Origin of the sequence: Stutzerimonas sp. Brlt_14 (assembly GCF_051948915.1) — a bacterium.
Lineage (GTDB): Bacteria > Pseudomonadota > Gammaproteobacteria > Pseudomonadales > Pseudomonadaceae > Stutzerimonas > Stutzerimonas stutzeri.
Genome location: NZ_JAYJLM010000003.1, coordinates 320024 through 337267, shown reverse-complemented (window position 1 = coordinate 337267; position 17244 = coordinate 320024). Strand labels below are relative to the sequence as shown.

The 17244-nt window shown below is 64.2% G+C and carries 17 protein-coding genes; 9 read left to right on the top strand and 8 right to left on the bottom strand.

Going from position 1 to position 17244, the window contains the following annotated elements:
• Window positions 1-124: 124 nt before the first annotated feature.
• From VF716_RS08715 to prlC, 3 genes are read right to left on the bottom strand one after another with little or no spacing between them, the layout of a single operon-like run.
• Complete coding sequence (locus VF716_RS08715) at window positions 125-892, bottom strand: DUF1835 domain-containing protein (RefSeq protein ID WP_125912701.1); 768 nt, start codon at window positions 890-892, stop codon at window positions 125-127.
• 3 nt (window positions 893-895) lie between these two features.
• Entirely contained in the window at window positions 896-1174 is a 279-nt protein-coding gene (locus VF716_RS08710; protein ID WP_013984497.1) for a YheV family putative zinc ribbon protein, read from the bottom strand.
• Window positions 1171-3222, bottom strand: coding sequence for an oligopeptidase A (prlC, locus tag VF716_RS08705; protein WP_017244945.1), 2052 nt, complete (start codon window positions 3220-3222; stop codon window positions 1171-1173). The genes VF716_RS08710 and prlC overlap by 4 nt, the downstream gene beginning before the upstream one ends.
• A 225-nt stretch (window positions 3223-3447) precedes the next feature.
• On the opposite strand from prlC, the gene VF716_RS08700 reads away from it, so the two are divergent.
• Window positions 3448-3984 carry a gamma carbonic anhydrase family protein gene (locus tag VF716_RS08700; RefSeq protein WP_013984495.1) on the top strand — a complete coding sequence of 179 codons (537 nt, stop codon included), beginning with the start codon at window positions 3448-3450 and terminating at the stop codon, window positions 3982-3984.
• Between the two features lie 6 nt (window positions 3985-3990).
• On the opposite strand, the gene VF716_RS08695 is transcribed toward VF716_RS08700, so the two are convergent.
• Window positions 3991-4416, bottom strand: a complete 426-nt coding sequence (locus VF716_RS08695; RefSeq protein ID WP_079327913.1) for a VOC family protein — start codon at window positions 4414-4416, stop codon at window positions 3991-3993.
• A gap of 176 nt (window positions 4417-4592) precedes the next feature.
• Between VF716_RS08695 and VF716_RS08690 the strand changes: the two genes are divergently transcribed.
• Both VF716_RS08690 and VF716_RS08685 read left to right on the top strand, forming a co-directional pair.
• Window positions 4593-5576 (top strand): zinc-dependent alcohol dehydrogenase family protein, encoded by a 984-nt coding sequence (locus VF716_RS08690; RefSeq protein WP_340067546.1) that lies wholly within the window; start codon window positions 4593-4595, stop codon window positions 5574-5576.
• A gap of 112 nt (window positions 5577-5688) precedes the next feature.
• The gene (locus tag VF716_RS08685) at window positions 5689-5862 is read left to right on the top strand and encodes a hypothetical protein (RefSeq protein WP_013984493.1); all 174 of its coding nucleotides are present in this window, start codon (window positions 5689-5691) and stop codon (window positions 5860-5862) included.
• A 21-nt stretch (window positions 5863-5883) separates the two neighbouring features.
• Here the strand turns inward: VF716_RS08685 and pgm are convergent, their stop codons facing one another.
• Window positions 5884-7548, bottom strand: coding sequence for a phosphoglucomutase (alpha-D-glucose-1,6-bisphosphate-dependent) (pgm, locus tag VF716_RS08680; protein WP_440552515.1), 1665 nt, complete (start codon window positions 7546-7548; stop codon window positions 5884-5886).
• Between the two features lie 251 nt (window positions 7549-7799).
• Between pgm and VF716_RS08675 the strand changes: the two genes are divergently transcribed.
• On the top strand, window positions 7800-7997 hold the full coding sequence (locus VF716_RS08675) for a DUF2934 domain-containing protein (RefSeq protein ID WP_011915152.1): 198 nt from the start codon (window positions 7800-7802) through the stop codon (window positions 7995-7997).
• A 184-nt stretch (window positions 7998-8181) separates the two neighbouring features.
• Entirely contained in the window at window positions 8182-9663 is a 1482-nt protein-coding gene (locus tag VF716_RS08670) for a YdgA family protein (RefSeq protein WP_440552513.1), read from the top strand.
• A 121-nt stretch (window positions 9664-9784) separates the two neighbouring features.
• On the opposite strand, the gene VF716_RS08665 is transcribed toward VF716_RS08670, so the two are convergent.
• Both VF716_RS08665 and VF716_RS08660 read right to left on the bottom strand, forming a co-directional pair.
• Window positions 9785-10687 carry a LysR substrate-binding domain-containing protein gene (locus VF716_RS08665; RefSeq protein ID WP_020308379.1) on the bottom strand — a complete coding sequence of 301 codons (903 nt, stop codon included), beginning with the start codon at window positions 10685-10687 and terminating at the stop codon, window positions 9785-9787.
• A 127-nt stretch (window positions 10688-10814) separates the two neighbouring features.
• Window positions 10815-11354: a DUF421 domain-containing protein gene (locus VF716_RS08660; RefSeq protein WP_440552512.1), complete on the bottom strand. Its 540-nt coding sequence runs from the start codon at window positions 11352-11354 to the stop codon at window positions 10815-10817.
• Between the two features lie 417 nt (window positions 11355-11771).
• Between VF716_RS08660 and VF716_RS08655 the strand changes: the two genes are divergently transcribed.
• Window positions 11772-13061, top strand: coding sequence for a hypothetical protein (locus VF716_RS08655; protein ID WP_440552510.1), 1290 nt, complete (start codon window positions 11772-11774; stop codon window positions 13059-13061).
• Window positions 13062-13220: 159 nt separating this feature from the next.
• Window positions 13221-13787: a DUF1993 domain-containing protein gene (locus VF716_RS08650; protein WP_440552508.1), complete on the top strand. Its 567-nt coding sequence runs from the start codon at window positions 13221-13223 to the stop codon at window positions 13785-13787.
• A 45-nt stretch (window positions 13788-13832) separates the two neighbouring features.
• Here VF716_RS08650 and VF716_RS08645 read toward each other — a convergent pair whose 3' ends face one another.
• Window positions 13833-14243, bottom strand: coding sequence for a hypothetical protein (locus VF716_RS08645; protein ID WP_053527414.1), 411 nt, complete (start codon window positions 14241-14243; stop codon window positions 13833-13835).
• A gap of 388 nt (window positions 14244-14631) precedes the next feature.
• Between VF716_RS08645 and VF716_RS08640 the strand changes: the two genes are divergently transcribed.
• Both VF716_RS08640 and VF716_RS08635 read left to right on the top strand, forming a co-directional pair.
• Window positions 14632-16467 (top strand): ABC transporter ATP-binding protein, encoded by a 1836-nt coding sequence (locus VF716_RS08640; RefSeq protein WP_440552506.1) that lies wholly within the window; start codon window positions 14632-14634, stop codon window positions 16465-16467.
• A gap of 155 nt (window positions 16468-16622) precedes the next feature.
• Entirely contained in the window at window positions 16623-17243 is a 621-nt protein-coding gene (locus VF716_RS08635; RefSeq protein ID WP_440552504.1) for a Type 1 glutamine amidotransferase-like domain-containing protein, read from the top strand.
• The last annotated feature ends 1 nt before the right edge of the window (window position 17244 follow it).

Sequence of the window (17244 nt, the reverse complement as noted above, 5' to 3'; positions counted from 1 at the left end):
ACCGAAAAAGAACCCGCCACTCGGCGGGTTCTTTTTTATCAGCGGTGCGGCTGCGTAAGCGCTGGCGTGGCGGTGACCGCTGTCTGTCGTGAGGCCGCGAAGCAGAATCGTTCGGCGTGCGCCTTCACCTCCGGCGCACCTGCAGATCACGATAACCGGCGGCGGGGTCGCCCCGTAATTCCAGATGCCCCGCGGTAGTCAGCTCGCGGGCGCGCCAGTAGAGGAAGAGGTCGGTGGCGAAGAAACCGTCGCAATGGCCCATGACCTCGGCCATCGCACGCGCCAGCGGTGCGAATTCATCCGGGCTGGCGGCGATCAGCGCCGCGTCGATCAATTGATAGTCTTCGCCGCTAAAGGTCCCATTGTCCCAGCGCCGAATGCCATAGGTGCCGGCGCATTGCTGATGCCAGACCGCGGCAAGCTCGGTCTGGCGGGACACCGAAACGGCCTGTGGCCGGTAGAGCGCCGCCAGCGCCTCGGGCGAATGCATGGACACCGCTTTGCGCCGACCGGCGCGGCTGTCGCCTGTACCGCAGGCCACTTCTTGCAACCGGCAGCCCTGCAACGCCGCGCAGACCCGTGCCAGCAGCAGCTGTTCGGACGCACTGTCGCCATGCCAGACGATCACGCCGTCGGCTTGCCCGGCGAGCTCTGCCAGCCAGCGCGCATCGGCAGCCAGGTCGTGGGCGAACAGCGGGCGCGGCGTCAGCTCGTCAGGCCACAGCTGCTCCCAGAAGGCGACACGGGCGGCGCACGGCGGGCTGTCCACATCGCTCAGCGGGCCGACTGCCAGGTCATCGCGCAGCACCCGGACCTCCGCACCCGGTTCGCGGTCGGCCAGCAGGTTGCGAACACCATCGCCGGCCAGGTCACCGCAGGTCAGGTGCAGCACCCCTTACTCCGGCTTCTTCAACTTCGGATTAGGAAAAAACTGCACCGACTGCACCTGCGGGTTGGCCGGCTTGGGCTGGACCTTGTTCACTCGTGTGCCCAGCTCCATGGGTACCGACTGGCCCTGGGCGTTGAGGGTGTCGGCATAGCCGCAGTCGATGCATTCGCGGTGCGGGACACCGTCGACATCCCACATCTTGATGCAGTCCGTGCCGCTGCACGCCGGGCATACGGCCCCGGCGATGAAGCGCTTGGTCGTGACTCGGGATACTTCGTTGCTCATGCTGCGGCCTCCGCTACCAGCCCGAGGTGGCGCAGCAGGGCGTCGATGGACGGCTCGCGGCCTCGGAAATCGACGAACAGTACCATCGGCTCCTGGGAGCCGCCACGCGCCAGGATGGCCTCTCGGAAGGCGCGGCCGGTCTCGGCGTTGAACACCCCTTCCTCCTCGAAGCGCGAGAAGGCGTCGGACGACAGCACTTCGGCCCACTTGTAGCTGTAGTAACCGGCGGCGTAACCGCCGGAGAAGATGTGCGCGAAGCTGTTGGGGAAGCGGTTGTAGGCCGGCGGCCGCATCACCGAAACCTCATCGCGGATGTGTTCGAGCACCTCCAGCACGCTGCGACCGTCACCGTGGGTGGCGTGCAGTTCGAAGTCGAACAGGGAGAACTCCAACTGGCGCGCCATCATCATGCCGGACTGGAAGTTCTTCGCCGCCAGCATCATGTCCAGCTTGTCCTGTGGCAGGGCTTCGCCGGTCTGGTAGTGACCGGAGATCAGTGCCAGGCCTTCGGGATCCCAGCACCAATTCTCCATGAACTGGCTGGGCAGCTCCACCGCATCCCAGGCCACGCCGTTGATGCCCGACGCACCAGCGTGCTCGACCTGGGTCAGCAGGTGGTGCAGGCCGTGGCCGAATTCGTGGAACAGCGTGGTGACCTCGTCATGGGTCAAGAGCGCCGGGCGCTCGCCCACCGGCGGGGTGAAGTTGCAGACCAGGTTGGCCACCGGCGTCTGCAGCGTGCCGTCTGCGGTGCGGCGCTTGTCGCGGGCGCCGTCCATCCAGGCGCCGCCGCGCTTGTTCGGCCGCGCGTAGAGGTCGAAGAAGAAGCGCCCGACGTGCTCGCCGTTCTCGGTGATCTCGAACAGCCGCACGTCCGGGTGCCAGCCGTCGAACTGCTCCAGTTCATGGATCTGGATGCCATACAGGCGCTGGACGATGCCGAACAGCCCGGACAGCACCTTGTCGATCGGGAAGTAGGCGCGCAGCTCTTCCTGGTTCAGGCTGTAGCGCTGCTGGCGCAGCTTCTCGGCGTAGTAGCCCAGGTCCCAGCTCTGCAGGTCATCCAGACCCTGCTCGGCGGCGAAGGCGCGCAGTTCGGCCAGGTCGCGTTCGGCGAACGGCTTGCTGCGCACCGCCAGGTCGCGCAGAAAGCTCAGTACCTGCTCGGTGGATTCGGCCATCTTGGTCGCCAGCGACAGCTCCGCGAAGTTGCGATAGCCCAGCAGGCCGGCCAGCTCGTGACGCAGCTCGAGGATCTCGGCCATCACCGGGCCGTTGTCGAACTGCCCGGCATTCGGGCCCTGGTCCGAGGCGCGGGTGCAGTAGGCGGTGTAGACCTCCTCGCGCAGTCCGCGGTCGTCGGCATAGGTCATCACCGCGTAGTAGCTGGGGAATTCCAGGGTGATCAGCCAGCCGTCGAGGCCCTTGGCCTTGGCCGCCTCGGCCATCTGCGCCTTGGCCGAGTCGGTGATGCCGGCCAGCAGGCCCTCGTCGGTGATGTGCCGGGTCCAGGCCTGCGTGGCGTCCAGCAGCTGGTTGGAGAACTTGCTGCCCAGCTCGGCAAGCTTCATCTGGATGGCGCCGAAGCGCTGCTGCTCGACCGGCGGCAGGTCGATACCGGACAGGCGGAAGTCGCGCAGCGAATGCTCGAGGATGGTCTTCTGTGCCACCTCGAAACCGGCCGCCGCGGGGCCGGAGGCAAGCGCCTGGTAGGCCTCGAACAGCGCGCGGTTCTGCCCCAGTTCCGTGTAGTAGGCCGACAGCTTGGGCAGGCAGGCCTCGTAGGCGGTGCGCAATTCCGGGCTGTTGCACACGGAGTTGAGGTGACCGACCGGCCCCCAGGCACGGGCGAGGCGATCATTCAGCTCGTCCAGCCCGACCACCAGGGTCTGCCAGTCCAGGCTTTCGGCCGGGCGGCTGAGCAGCTCCTGGATCGCCACGCGGTTGTCGCCGAGGATGGTGTCGACGGCCGGCTCGACGTGTTCCGGACGGATTTCGGAATAGGGCGGCAGGTCGAATTGTTGCAGCAGGGGATTGTTCGCGCTCACGGGGACACCTTGTGACGAAGAGGGTTGCAGGCCGCTCGCTGGAGCGAGGCCGGACGTGGCAGGCAGATGTCCTAGATGGACGCGCTGTCGTGCTTTTTCAACGCCGGTCGGCCGGTTGTTACTCTGACCACGGCGGGCGGCATGCTGCTCAGCCCGGCTCCGCAGCGGCAATGCCGGCCATCTTAATTACAATCGACCCTTCCCGCAGCCAAAGAGGTTTCTATCGTGGCGATACGCAGCTACCAAAACAGCACTCCGACACTGGGCGAGCGCGTGTTCGTCGACGACTCCGCCGTGGTCATCGGCGATGTGGAAATCGGCGCCGACAGCTCGGTGTGGCCGCTCACGGTGATCCGCGGCGACATGCACCGCATCCGCATCGGGGCGCGCTCGAGCATCCAGGACGGCAGCGTGCTGCACATCACCCATGCCGGGCCGTACAACCCGGACGGCTTCCCGCTGACCATCGGCGACGAGGTCACGGTCGGGCACAAGGTCACGCTGCACGGCTGCACCCTGGGCAACCGAATTCTGGTGGGCATGGGCTCGATCGTGATGGACGGCGTGGTGGTCGAGGACGAGGTGATCATCGGCGCCGGCAGCCTGGTGCCACCGGGCAAGACGCTCGAGTCGGGCTACCTCTATGTCGGCAGCCCGGTGAAGCAGGCGCGCCCGCTGACCGACAAGGAGCGCAGCTTCTTCAGCTATACCGCCGGCAACTACGTCAAGCTCAAGGACCAGCACCTTGCCGAGCGCGGCTGATCCCCCTCACTTGGCGAACAGCTGGCCGATGTCCTTGAACGCCTTGAACTCCAGGGCGTTGCCGCAGGGGTCGAGCAGGAACATGGTCGCCTGTTCGCCGACCTGGCCCTGGAAGCGCACGTAGGGCTCGATCACGAAGCGCGTGCCGCGCGCCTTCAGCCGCTCGGCCAGCGCCTCCCATTGCTCCCAGCCGAGTACCACGCCGAAGTGCGGCACCGGCACGTCGTGGCCATCCACCGGGTTGCTGTGCGCCGCCTCCTGATGCGGCATCTTCGGCGCCTCGTGGATCACCAGCTGGTGGCCGAAGAAATCGAAATCCACCCAGTGATCGCTGCTGCGGCCCTCGGTACAGCCGAACGCCTCGCCGTAGAAGGCACGGGCGGCGGCCAGATCGTAGACGGGAATGGCGAGATGGAAGGGCGAAAGCGTCATCGGGTCGTACTCCGGAAATGGCAAGACGTTTCGAGTGTAGAGGCTTTCTGGCCGTACCGAGCATCGCCGGTGGGCTTCAGCCCGGTAGAAGCGCCTTGATTCACAACCGTCCCTAGAGCCTTTTTCCGCCGATCGGCCTACCCTGCAGCAGACCGGAGACGAAAGGAGAGACGTCGATGCGTGCCATGTTGCTGGAACAGATTGGCCAACCCTTGCAGCTGCGCGAGCTGCCCGTGCCGCAACCGGGGCCTGGCGAGGTCCGCGTGCGGGTGTTGGCCTGCGGTGTCTGTCGCACCGACTTGCACGTGGTGGATGGCGAGTTGCCGGAGGCGCCGCTGCCGATCATTCCCGGCCACGAGATCGTCGGGCGGGTCGACGCCTTGGGCGAGGGCGTGACGGGCTTCGAGCCGGGCCAGCGGGTCGGCATTCCCTGGCTGGGGCACACCTGCGGCACCTGCAGCTACTGCCAGCACGCCGAGGAAAACCTCTGCGACGCGCCGCAGTTCACCGGTTACACGCGGCCCGGCGGCTACGCCGAATACGTGGTGGCCGACGCACGCTTCGCCTTTGCCCTCGGTGAGGAGGGCGACCCCGTGGCGCTGGCACCGCTGCTCTGCGCCGGGCTGATCGGCTGGCGTTCGCTGGTCAAGGCCGGTGACGGCAAGCGTCTCGGGCTGTACGGCTTCGGTGCCGCGGCGCATATCGTCATGCAGGTGGCGCGCTGGCAGGGGCGTGATGTCTACGCCTTCAGCCGCCCCGGTGACCTGGCGGCACAGGACTTCGCCCGCTCGCTGGGCGCGGTCTGGGCCGGTGATTCGGGCGAGCTGCCGCCGGTGCCGCTGGATGCCGCGATCATCTATGCGCCGGCGGGCGAGCTGGTGCCGGCCGCGTTGCGCGCGCTGCGCAAGGGTGGCCGGGTGGTCTGCGCCGGCATCCACATGAGCGATATCCCGAGCTTTCCCTACGACATCCTCTGGCAGGAGCGCGAGGTGGTCTCGGTGGCCAATCTCACCCGCCAGGACGGCCTGGAGTTCTTTCCGGTGGCCGCCCAGGTCGGCATCCATACCGAAACCCACGCCTACCCGCTGGAGCAGGCCAACCAGGCGCTGGATGACCTGCGCAACGGGCGTTTCCAGGGTGCTGCGGTGCTGGTGCCCTAGCGAGATGCGCCAGGGCGCAAAGCCCTGGCGCGGTGCGGCGAACGGCAAGGATCGGATTGGCGATGGCGCAGTCACACTCCAGACAGCCAATGCCAAATGAAGGAGCCCCGCCATGAGCGTTACCGTGAGCAAGCTCCAGGGCGACGAGATTCCCGAGCATCTGCGTGGGCCGGATATCCGGGTGGTCTACCGGGTGACCGATGCCGAGGGCCACAGCCGCTACCTCACCGACGAAGTCGAAGCTGCACAGCTGGCGGTCAGCATCAGCGACCGCCAGCAGCGATAGCCCGGCGTGGGGCCGTGAGCCTCAGCCGGCCAGCACCGAGTCCACCAGCGCCTTGGCATCGGCCTGGATGCGTGCCAGGTGCGCTTCGCCCTCGAAGCTCTCGGCGTAGATCTTGTACACGTCCTCGGTGCCGGACGGCCGCGCGGCGAACCAGCCGTTCGCCGTTTCCACCTTCAGCCCGCCGATGGCTGCACCGTTGCCCGGTGCTTCGGTGAGGATGCGCGTGATCGGCTGGCCGGCCAGCTCCTTCGCCGAGACCTGCGATGCCGACAGCTTGCCCAGGCGTGCCTTCTGCTCGCGATTGGCCGCAGCGTCGATGCGCTGGTACACCGGCGCGCCGAAGCGGTCGGTCAGCGCCTGGTAGCGTTCGCTCGGGTCCTTGCCGGTGACTGCGGTGATCTCCGCCGCCAGCAGACCGAGGATCAGCCCGTCCTTGTCGGTGGACCAGGCGCCGCCCTGCTTGTCGAGGAACGAAGCGCCGGCCGACTCCTCGCCGCCGAAGCCCAGGCTGCCATCCATCAGGCCGTCGACGAACCACTTGAAGCCCACCGGTACCTCCACCAGACGGCGGTCGATGCCGGCGGCAACACGGTCGATCATCGACGAAGACACCAGCGTCTTGCCGATGCCGGCCTCGGCGCTCCAGCCCGGGCGATGGGTGAACAGGTATTCGATGGCCACCGCCAGGTAATGGTTGGGGTTCATCAGCCCGCCGGAGCGGGTGACGATGCCGTGGCGGTCGTGGTCGGTGTCGCAGGCGAAGGCCACGTCGAAGCGGTCCTTGTTCTCGATCAGCCCGGCCATGGCGTGCGGCGAGCTGCAGTCCATGCGGATCTTGCCGTCCCAGTCCAGGCGCATGAAGCGGAAGGTCGGGTCGACCACCGTGGACAGCACCTCCAGCGGCAGGCCGAAGCGCTCGGCGATGCGCGGCCAGTAGTGCACACCGGCGCCGCCCAGCGGGTCGACGGCGAACTTCAGGCCCGAGCCGCGGATGGCGTCGAGGTCGATCACCCGCTCGAGCCCGCCGACATAGGCGTCGATGAAATCGAAGCGCTGGGTCGTGGCGGCCTTGAGCGCCTGGCGGTAATCCATGCGCTTGACGCCATCGAGACCGGCGACCAGCAGCGCATTGGCGCGCTCCTGAATCCACTTGGTCACGCCGGTGTCGGCCGGGCCGCCATTGGTGGGGTTGTACTTGAAGCCGCCATCGCCCGGCGGGTTGTGCGACGGCGTGATGACGATGCCGTCGGCCAGCCCGCTCGCGCGGCCGCGGTTGTAGCTGAGGATCGCGTTGGAGATCGCGGGGGTCGGGGTATAGCCCGGCTCGCCGCCGGTTTCCGGGCAACCGGCGTCGATGCACGTCTCGATGCCGTTGGCCGCCAGCACTTCCAGCGCCGAGACGAACGCCGGCTCGGACAGCGCATGGGTGTCCATGCCCATGAACAGCGGGCCGTCGATGCCTTCCTGGCGGCGGTAATCGCAGATCGCCTGGGTGGTGGCGAGGATGTGCCACTCGTTGAAGCTGCCCTTGAGCGAGGAACCGCGATGCCCGGAGGTGCCGAACGCCACCTGCTGCGCCGGGTCGGACGGGTCCGGTCGGTCGCTGTAGTAGCGCGCCACCAGGCGCGGCAGGTGGGTCAGGGTGTGCGGGTCGGGCAGGCGTCCGGCGTTGGGGGCGATGCTCATGGGGCGGTCCTTTGTGAAGAAGGCGATGCGCCGGCCGATCCGGGCGCGGCGAAGAGCGAATGAAACGCCAGTCGGCGTCGTTTATCCAGAGCTAAGACCGCAGCGACGGTGGCGGTTCCCTGATCGGCAGGTCACGCGCTGCTGCGTCCCGGCCAAGCGCGCTCGTCGCCCCGCCGGAACCTGTAGCGGGCCGGCCTTTCTTCTGCTTAACGGCCGGCAATTCGCCGGCCCGTTACCCGGAGATTTCAGCCATGAACGTCGACGAACGCATCCGCCAGCGCGCCTATGAAATATGGGAAGCCGAGGGCCGCCCCGAAGGCCAGGAAGCCGACCACTGGCAGCGCGCCCGGGACGAGATCGAACCCTTCTACAAGGAAGGCAACGCCGAAGCCGGCGGCATCGAAAGCAGCGTGGCCATTCCGATGCCGAAATCGGGTGGCGACCGATAGCGGCGCCGGCAGGGCGGCGAGGACGCGGCACGCGTCGTCCCGCCCGAATCTGCTGCGACGTTCTCAGCCTTTTCATCCGGATGCCTGGTGCGCTGGAGCCTGTCGAGGCGCGCTGCTAGAGTGCCGCCGCTTGCCAACCACCGGCTGACAGGACGTCTGCCCAGCCGCCGCACAGGATGCTTCCATGAAAAAGCTCGCGCTCGCCGTAGCCGTACCCCTGGCGCTCTTCGGGGCCGCCACTTTCTACACCAGCACTCAGGTCGAATCGACCGCCCGCGATGCCGTCGACCAGGCCAACCTCAAGTTGCGCGAGATGGGCGTCGGCGCCGGTGCCGATGTCAGCCTCACCCTGCTCAGCTTCGAACGCGGCCTGCTGTCCAGCACCGCGCGCTACCAGATCGACATCGACGTAGCGGATGACGAAGGCAACACCGAGCACTACGCCCTGCTGCTGAACGATCGCCTCGAACATGGCCCCTTTCCCGTCTCGCGCCTGAGCCGCGGCCAGCTGATGCCGGTCGCCGCGCAGAGCCACTTCGAACTCGAACGCACACCGCTGACGCAGAAGCTGTTCGACGCCGCCTCCGGCGAAGTGCCGCTGGTGGGCGAGGTGACCATCGGCTACGACGGCGGCCAGGCCGGCGATCTGCGCACGGCCGCGCTGAATATCGAAGACGAGGACGGCAGCGTGCGCATCGCCCCCGCCAACCTCAACTTCGAGGCGAACAGGGACGGCAGCGACGTACGCATGGACGGCGAGCTGGCGGAAATCGATATCGACCTGCAGCGCAGCGACAGTGGCCAGCCGGTACAGGTGAGCCTGCGCGGCATCGGCCTGAGCGCCGACAAGCAGGATTACGACGCCGGTTTCGGCTTCGGACCGTCCGCCATCACCCTGCAGCGCATGGAAATCAAGGCCGGCGACGAACCCGCCGTGGTCATCCAGCAGGCCTCCGTCGAGGAGGCACTGAGCCGCGGCAGCCGTGGCCTCGATCAGACCATCGGCTACCGCATCGGCGAGGTCAGCGCCAAAGGCCAGACCTTCCGCAACCTCGCCCTCGTCTTCAGCCTGCGCAACCTCGAGGAAAGCAGCCTCAAGGCCCTGGTGGCGAGCTACAAGGACATCCTCGACCAGAGCGCCACCCCGCAGGAATCCTTCGCCGGCATGACCAGCGCCCAGCAGCAGGCACTGCAGGCCCACGGCCTGCGGCTGCTCGAACACAAGCCCACCCTGGCCCTCGACGAGTTCGGCTTCGAAACCACCCACGGCGCGGCCCGCCTGTCGGTCGTGCTCGACCTGCAATCGCCGAGCGCAGAAGCCTTCACCCCGGACGCGATGATCACCAGCATGCTCGCCTCGCTCAAGGCCGACGCCGGCATCGACAGGAACCTGGTGCGAGACATCGCCGGGCTGGTCGTGCAGAACAACGCGCGTGACGGCCAGCTCGACCAGGCGGCACTGCAGCAGGAAACCGAGGCTGCCACCGAGCTGTTCAGCGGCATGGCGCTGAACACCGGCTGGTCGCGTCTGGAAGGCGAGCGGCTGGTCAGTTCGCTGCACTACGCCAATGACAAGGTGACCTTCAACGGTCGCGAGATGAGCGTGCCGGAGTTCCTCGGCTTTGCCTTCGGCTCCGTACAGAACGCCGGCCTGCTGGGGCAATAGTCGGCGCTACTGACGCACCTGGGAAACGGCCCTGCCATCGGTGACCGATGGACAGGGCCGTTTCACTTCCTGGCGTTCGACCGGCGCCACCGCTGTGGATACCCGGACGCGCGACCCATGCTCAGTCGTGCGGGGCGCCGGCTCCCAGGCGCTCACTCAGATAATCCAGAAAACAGGTGATGCGCGAAGCCAGCGCGGTGTTGCGGTAGTACACCGCGTTGATCGGCTGGCGCACGTCGACCCGCTGTGCCGCCAGCACCTCCACCAGCTCGCCGCGCTGGCGGTCCCGGCCAGTCATGAAGTCCGACAGGCTGGCGATCCCTTCGCCGGCCAGCGCCAGCTCGCGCACGGTGTCGCCGCTGGAGGCGCGTAGCGCCGGGTTGATCCGCCAGCTCTCGCCGAGCGCGTGGCGCAGCGGCCAGTCGTTGAGACGATCCGGCTCGGTAAAGCCAATCAGGCTGTGCTCCGCCAGGTCCTCGACCTGTTGCGGCGTGCCATGCCGCGCCAGATAGGCCGGGCTCGCCAGCACCCGGCGCGTGGTATGGCACAGCGGCCGTGCATGCAGGCTGGAATCGGGCAGCGGGCCGATGCGGATGGCCAGATCGATGCGCCGCTCCAACAAATCGACGATACGGTCATCGCTATGCAGCTCCAGCTCGATCAGCGGATAGCGCGCGCGGAAATCGCCGATCAGCGGGACGATCACATGCAGCATGAACGGCGACGCGGTATTGACCCGCAAGCGCCCGGCCGGCGCCTGCCGCCGCAGCGCCATCTGCTCCTCGGCTTCCTCGACGCTGGCCAGAATCCGCCGCGCCTGCGCCAGGAACGCCTCGCCTTCCTCGGTCAGCTCGAGGCGCCGCGTGGTGCGGCGCAACAGTGTCACCGCCAGCTTGTCCTCCAGCCGACTCAACGCCCGGCTAACGCCCGAGGCGGTCTGTTCCAGCTGCTCGGCCGCAGCGCTGATCGAGCCACTGTCGACCACGCTGACAAAGGCGAGCATTTCGTCGAGGTTGGTTTTCATCGGTGGGAATCGCATCGAAGGGCGGGAACAACGAGTCTGGCGGCAGCGCCGCGCGGCGGCAACCGGACCGGCGCGGGCCCCCGGCGGCGGATCCGTCGATCAGCCGCTGGCGAAAGGGGCCACGGCCTCAAACGCCCTTTTCATTCGGCCCCGGCACATTCACCCCGTCCAGCGTGGAACGGCTGTCGCCGGCGCCATCGGTGATCACGCTGAAACTGCCATCGGTTTCCAGCACCACCGCCTCGATGCCATCCAGCGCGGCCAGGCCCTGGCTGCGCGCCGCAGCCCGCACCTCATCCTTGGTCACCCGCGCCACGCGCATGGCATCGCCGAGAAAACGCCCGCGAAAGAACAGCAGCGCCGGCTCGCCCGTCACCGTACGCCGCACCCACGCCACCCGCACACTGGACCAGGTGACGGCGTACTGCAGCCCGATCAACAGCGCCAATGCCAGCACCCCCTCGGCCAGCGACACATCGCGATTGAGCAGAATCGTCGCGAAGGTCGAGCCCAGCGCCACCGTTACCACCAGATCGAACGCATTCATCTTCGACAACGTCCGCCGCCCGGACAGGCGCAACAGCAACACCAGGCTGATATAGGCCAGCACACCCACCACCAGCGTGCGTATCAATGTCGTTGCGCTACTGAAAAACATGCCTTCCACGATCACCTCCGCAACTGAGCCATGCAGGGGTGGACAGGGTAGGCGGCGGGAAAGTGCAAACGGCGCGAATGGCCGCGCGTCTGGCGACAGTATGAGAGTCGAGGATTAATCCATCGTCTGCTTTACCCATGCGGAAGCAGTCGCTAATGTGCCAGCACGCGCAGGAATTGCGATTTGTTCGTGGTTCCGCTGTGACATTACGAGCTACTCCGGCCCTTTTGCGCTCGCGGCTCCATCATCAGGGCCAGCGCCCGAGCGAAAGCGGTGGTGCATAAAAAGCAATACGAGCGCTGATATCGCTATTGCCCAAGCTCGGGCAGGGCTGTGCGAAACGAAGAGAATGCTATACACCAAGCCCATTCGGCGTGTTATGCACAAATTGGTGTCTAACTATAGTTATAAGCTCAAGGAAGCATCGTGAGTAAGCCAAAGAAGATCATTGACAATCCGACAAGTGCGGAACTGTTAAAGCAGTTCGCGGCATTTGAAAACTTGGAGACTCTATACAAGGCTCTTCCTTTTGCTCGCAGGCTTTTCCCTAAAATGGAAGATGCCTTCAATGAATTCCTGAAGATTAAAAAACAAGCAGAAATATTGAAGGTGCCAGATCAGTTCAACGAGCGTTTTGCGAACTTAGGCTGGATCGCATATGAATCAATGAACATGGAAGTGATGCAAAAAGCAATAAATGTTCATGACGCTGAAGGAAAGGATGCGGCGGAAAAACTTCTAGCCGATTCGTATGACGAAGAAACATTAAATTGGGGAATATTACGATTCAATGGAAATCGTGATTTTAGAAAAAGAATAAGGCTCACGGAGTTGGCCAGAGAGGATTACTTAGCTGGCAGATATCATGGGTGCATACCTCTATTGCTGAGCTTGCTTGATGGTCTCGTAAACGATGTATCGAAGCACGTAGGCTTTTTTGCTGCGAACGTGGATCTGACGGCTTGGGATTGCATTGCAGCTCATGAGACAGGCCTTCAGACATTAGCTTCAATTCTCACTAAAGGCAGAAATAAAACGAATGAAGATGGCATATCCATTCCATACAGGAACGGGATTCTTCATGGTCGAGAGCTAGGCTTCGATAATAAATTAGTGGCAGCAAAGTGCTGGGCTGCTCTCTTTGCAGCGAGAGACTGGGCCGGAGCGCTTGATGAGGGGAAAAAGGAGCCAAAACCAAAAGAAGAGGTGAGCTGGCGACAGCTATTTAAGCAAATTTCTGAAACAAACCTTATGAAGAAATCCATTGAGGAATGGAAGCCAAGACTATCTGAGGATATTCCATATCTTCCATTTGAAGGGGATATTTCCAGTCTGCCTGAAAACACACCTGAATATGCAGTGGCTGCCTTTTTAGATCATTGGCGCAATAAGCGATTTGGCCCTATCGCTGACGCCCTTTTATACTTTACCGACACTCCTAAGGGAAAAAAAGCCGGCATGGCACGGGAAGATTTTGGTAAGCATGTGCCGATTTCTTTCAAAATATTGAGCGTGGATGACCAAGCTGCTGCCGTCACCCATGTAATAGCAGAGCTTCGTTTTAAAGTTGATGATCAAGAAAAGCTAAAGGAAGTTTCGGTACGCGCAATATACCAAGACTTAGAAAATAACCCTTCTGTCCGATCTATGCCCGGAGGCCACTGGAGAATAGTTCAAAATTCTTTCACTGGCATCATATACGCGCCCAGCTTATAACTAGTGGTTCAAATCGTTCGCTCCGCTCACTGGGACGGGCTAAAGCCCGCCTCTTAACCAAACGTTAAGGGGAAAAGGGAACAGATTTATTTTTCAGGTGGCTACCTTCGTAGACACCCTGTCATTTTCTTCGACGTAGCTCTCCGTAAGGCTAAACCCATGCAGCTAACAACCCTCCTCGTCCCAACCTACACCCAAATGCTCAAGACCCTCTCCGGCTGGCTAAAGAAGGCGCAGGCCCAGCTACCGGAAGCGGAGGCGCAGGCGTTGTTATCCGCGCGGCTGGCGCCGGATATGTTTCCGCTGTCGACCCAGATTCGCTTTGCCTGCGTGCAGGCGCGAGAGGCGGTGTGCCGGCTGAGGGGAGAGGTTTTCCCGACTGTGATCAACGAGTTGCTGGACGAGGGGAGGCAGGCGGGTGAGCGGCCGGGCACGCTGGCCGATGCCTATGCCCGGATCGATGAAACGGTGGCGGTGCTCGACGGCCTTGCAGCCGATGCGCTGGATATGGACGCGGACAAGCCCATCGCCCACGAGCTGGCGAATGGAATGATCTTCGACCTGACCGCGGAGCAATACGCCCGTGACTGGACGCTGGCGCAGTTCTATTTCCACGTGATGACCGCGTATTCGATCCTGCGTAAGGAAGGTATCGAGCTGGGCAAGGCGGACTACGTGGCCCATATGCTGCCCTGTCTGCGGCCGGAATCGGTTCCGAAGGGGTAGCGGCGGCGCTTCCGTCTTTTACGGCCAGCGGATGTATTTTGTGGCTCAGCCGTTCGGTACGACCTCGTAGGGCGTATTGCTGAAGAAAATGTTGCGCCAATCCGGGCGCCATTGAGGGATGCTCAGGGTAAAGGCTTGGGTGTGCTTGTCGAAGGCTATCCAGGTCACGCCCAGGTTTTGGCTGTCCTCGCTCGCCCGCATATCCACCGACCGCGTGGTAAACAGCGGGCTGCGAAATACCTTCGACCCATCCGTACGGTCGACGATGCGTAGATAGGACAGTCCTCCACCGGGAGCTAGGAGGCCCCGTACCGGCACGCTCTCTATGAGATGACCACCTTGCGGGCTGACTTGTGACACCGACGGAGGCGCGTTCAGAACATCGTTCAGGCTCCAGCCAAAGAGCAGGGCGAACGCGGCGAGAAGGCTGCAGACGGTGAGAGCGGGTTTCTTCATATCAGCGTTTCGGCAGGGTGATGGCGGGCGTGCCGGGTGCAAAGGTTTGCGTAGGAGATCGGAGAATACTCGGAAGTCTCCGCTTCGTTATGTATCTGGCCCGGAGTCGGGGAAATGACTGTTCAGCACAAGCAATGCAGCGAGGTGGTCTGAACGTAACGCGTGGAAAAGGCTTCGCCGTTTTCCACCCTACGCGTGCGCGGTGTCGGCAGAGGAGGCCGAGTGGCGTAGGGTGGACAACGCTCTGCTTGTCCACCAATGCGAATCGACGGGCAGGGTAGGTGGTTGGCGAAACGCTCGCGGGTTCGGGGCGTCCAACCGGATGCCGCGCCCGAGCGGTCGAATTCGGGAAAGACGCCCGCCCACCCCGCCACAAAGCAGACCTCCCATGTTGTTCCGCCGTTTCGAAAACCTGATCGATGTCTTCAAGCCCAGCCCGGACGTTGCGCCGCCGGCCGGAATGCTGCGCTTCTATGCCCATTACCTGAGGCAGGTCTGGCCGTTGATGACGGCCGTGCTGGTGGTGGGCTTCTTCGCGGCGCTGATCGAGGTGGCGCTGTTCAGCTTTCTCGGCCAGTTGATCGATATGGCTCAGGCGACCGATGACGCGCGGACCTTCTTTGCCGAGCACCGCAACGCGCTGCTGTGGATGGCAGCGGTGGCGCTGGTCATCCGGCCCCTGGTATTCGGCCTGCACAACCTGCTGACGCATCAGGCGATCAACCCGGGGCTGACCAACCTGATCCGCTGGCAGAACCATCGCTATGTGCTCAAGCAGAGCCTGAACTTCTTCCAGAACGACTTTGCCGGGCGCATCGCCCAGCGGGTGATGCAGACCGGGCCGTCGCTGCGCGATTCGGCCATGCAGGTGATCGATGCGCTGTGGCATGTGGTGGTCTATGCCGGCAGCGCGCTGTATCTGTTCGCCGCCGCCGATCTGCGCCTGATCGTGCCGTTGCTGCTGTGGATCGTCGGCTACAGCGCCGCGCTCTGGTACTTCGTGCCGCGTATCCGTGCGCGCTCGGCGGCGGCGTCCGCGGCGCGTTCGAAGGTGATGGGGCGGGTGGTAGACGGCTACAGCAACGTCGCCACGCTCAAGCTGTTCGCCCACTCGCGGGAGGAGGAGAGCTACGCCCGCGAGGCGATGCAGGAGCTGCTCGGCAAGTTCCGCCTGCAGTCGCGGGTGATCACCAGCCTGGATTTCCTCATCACCTGCATGAACGGCCTGTTGATCGTCGGCACCGGCGCGCTGGCGCTGTGGCTGTGGAGCGAGGCGCTGATCACCACAGGCGCCATCGCCCTGGCGCTGGGCCTGGTGATCCGCATCAACAACATGGCCGAGTGGATCATGTGGGTGGTCAACGGCATCTTCGAGAATGTCGGCACCGTGCAGGACGGCATGAAGAGCATCGTCCGGCCGCGCGATGTGCTCGACCCCGAGGACGCCAGGCCGCTGCAGGTGGAGCAGGGCGGCGTGCGCTTCGAGGATGTGCATTTCCACTACGGCAAGCAGGGCGGGGTGATCAGCGGGCTGACCATCGACATCCGCCCGGGCGAGAAGATCGGCCTGGTCGGGCCGTCGGGTGCGGGCAAGTCGACGCTGGTCAACCTGCTGCTGCGTCTCTATGACCTGGAGAGCGGGCGCATCCTGATCGACGGGCAGAACGTCGCCGAGGTCAGCCAGGAAAGCCTGCGCGCCAATATCGGCGTGGTCACCCAGGACACCTCGCTGCTGCACCGTTCCATCCGCGACAACCTGCGCTACGGCAAGCCCGACGCCACCGAGGAAGAACTCTGGGCCGCGGCGCGCAAGGCCCGTGCGGATGCGTTCATCAAGACCCTGGACGACAGCCAGGGCGGCAAGGGCTTCGAGGCGATGGTGGGCGAGCGCGGCGTGAAGCTCTCCGGCGGGCAACGGCAGCGCATCGCCATCGCCCGGGTGCTGCTCAAGGACGCGCCGATCCTGGTGCTCGACGAAGCCACCTCGGCGCTGGATTCGGAGGTCGAGGCGGCGATTCAGGAGAGCCTGGATACCCTGATGGAAGGCAAGACGGTGATCGCCATCGCCCACCGGCTGTCGACCATCGCGCGCATGGATCGGCTGGTGGTGATCGACAAGGGGCAGGTGATCGAGACCGGCACCCACGCCGAGTTGATCGCCCGCGGTGGCCTCTATGCGCGGCTGTGGCAGCACCAGACCGGTGGCTTTGTCGGGGTGGATTGATAGGAAACGGGCAAGCCAGGGGTTTTTCGCCCACTCTGCTTGTCGGCCTGTTGGAAGGCGCGGCGCGGCGCGGCAGCGCTGAGCTGTCCCGCCGTGTTCTCAATAACCAGGGGCGGGGTGGGCGAGCCTGAATCCAGTCGAGCGCAGAGGTGCATATGAACATTTTCCTGACATCCTCCTTTGCTGAAGTCGTGGACTTGTTTGTCAGGTTCACCGGAGGCGAGTGCAGCGGCAGGACGGTTACGTTGATTCCTACCGCAAGTCTTGTTGAGGAGGTCAATTCCTACCTTGTTGCGGCCAGGGAGGCGCTCGTCGAAGCCGGTCTGGTGATCGATGAACTCGAGGTTTCAACCGCAACTCAGGACGAAATCGTCAGCAAGCTCGAACGCGGCGATTACATCTATGTGTCCGGCGGCAACACCTTCTTTCTGCTGCAGGAGCTGAAGCGCACAGGCGCGGACCTGCTGATCGCCGAACACGTCAGAGCCGGGAAGTGCTACATCGGCGAATCCGCCGGCTCCGCGATACTCGCCCCCAGCATCGAATACATAATGGCGCTGGACGATGTTTCTGCCGCGCCTGATCTCGGGTCCTATGCCGCCTTGGGGTTGGTCGATTTCTACCCGCTGCCGCATTACCGAAACGAGCCGTTTGCCGAGGCTGTCGAGCAGGTGCTGAAAGAGCATGGGGATGCGCTGGATCTCCGACCATTCAGCAATAACCAGGCGATCGCCTTGTCGGGCGGCCATGCCGAGCTTCAAACCAGCGGTGATTGAG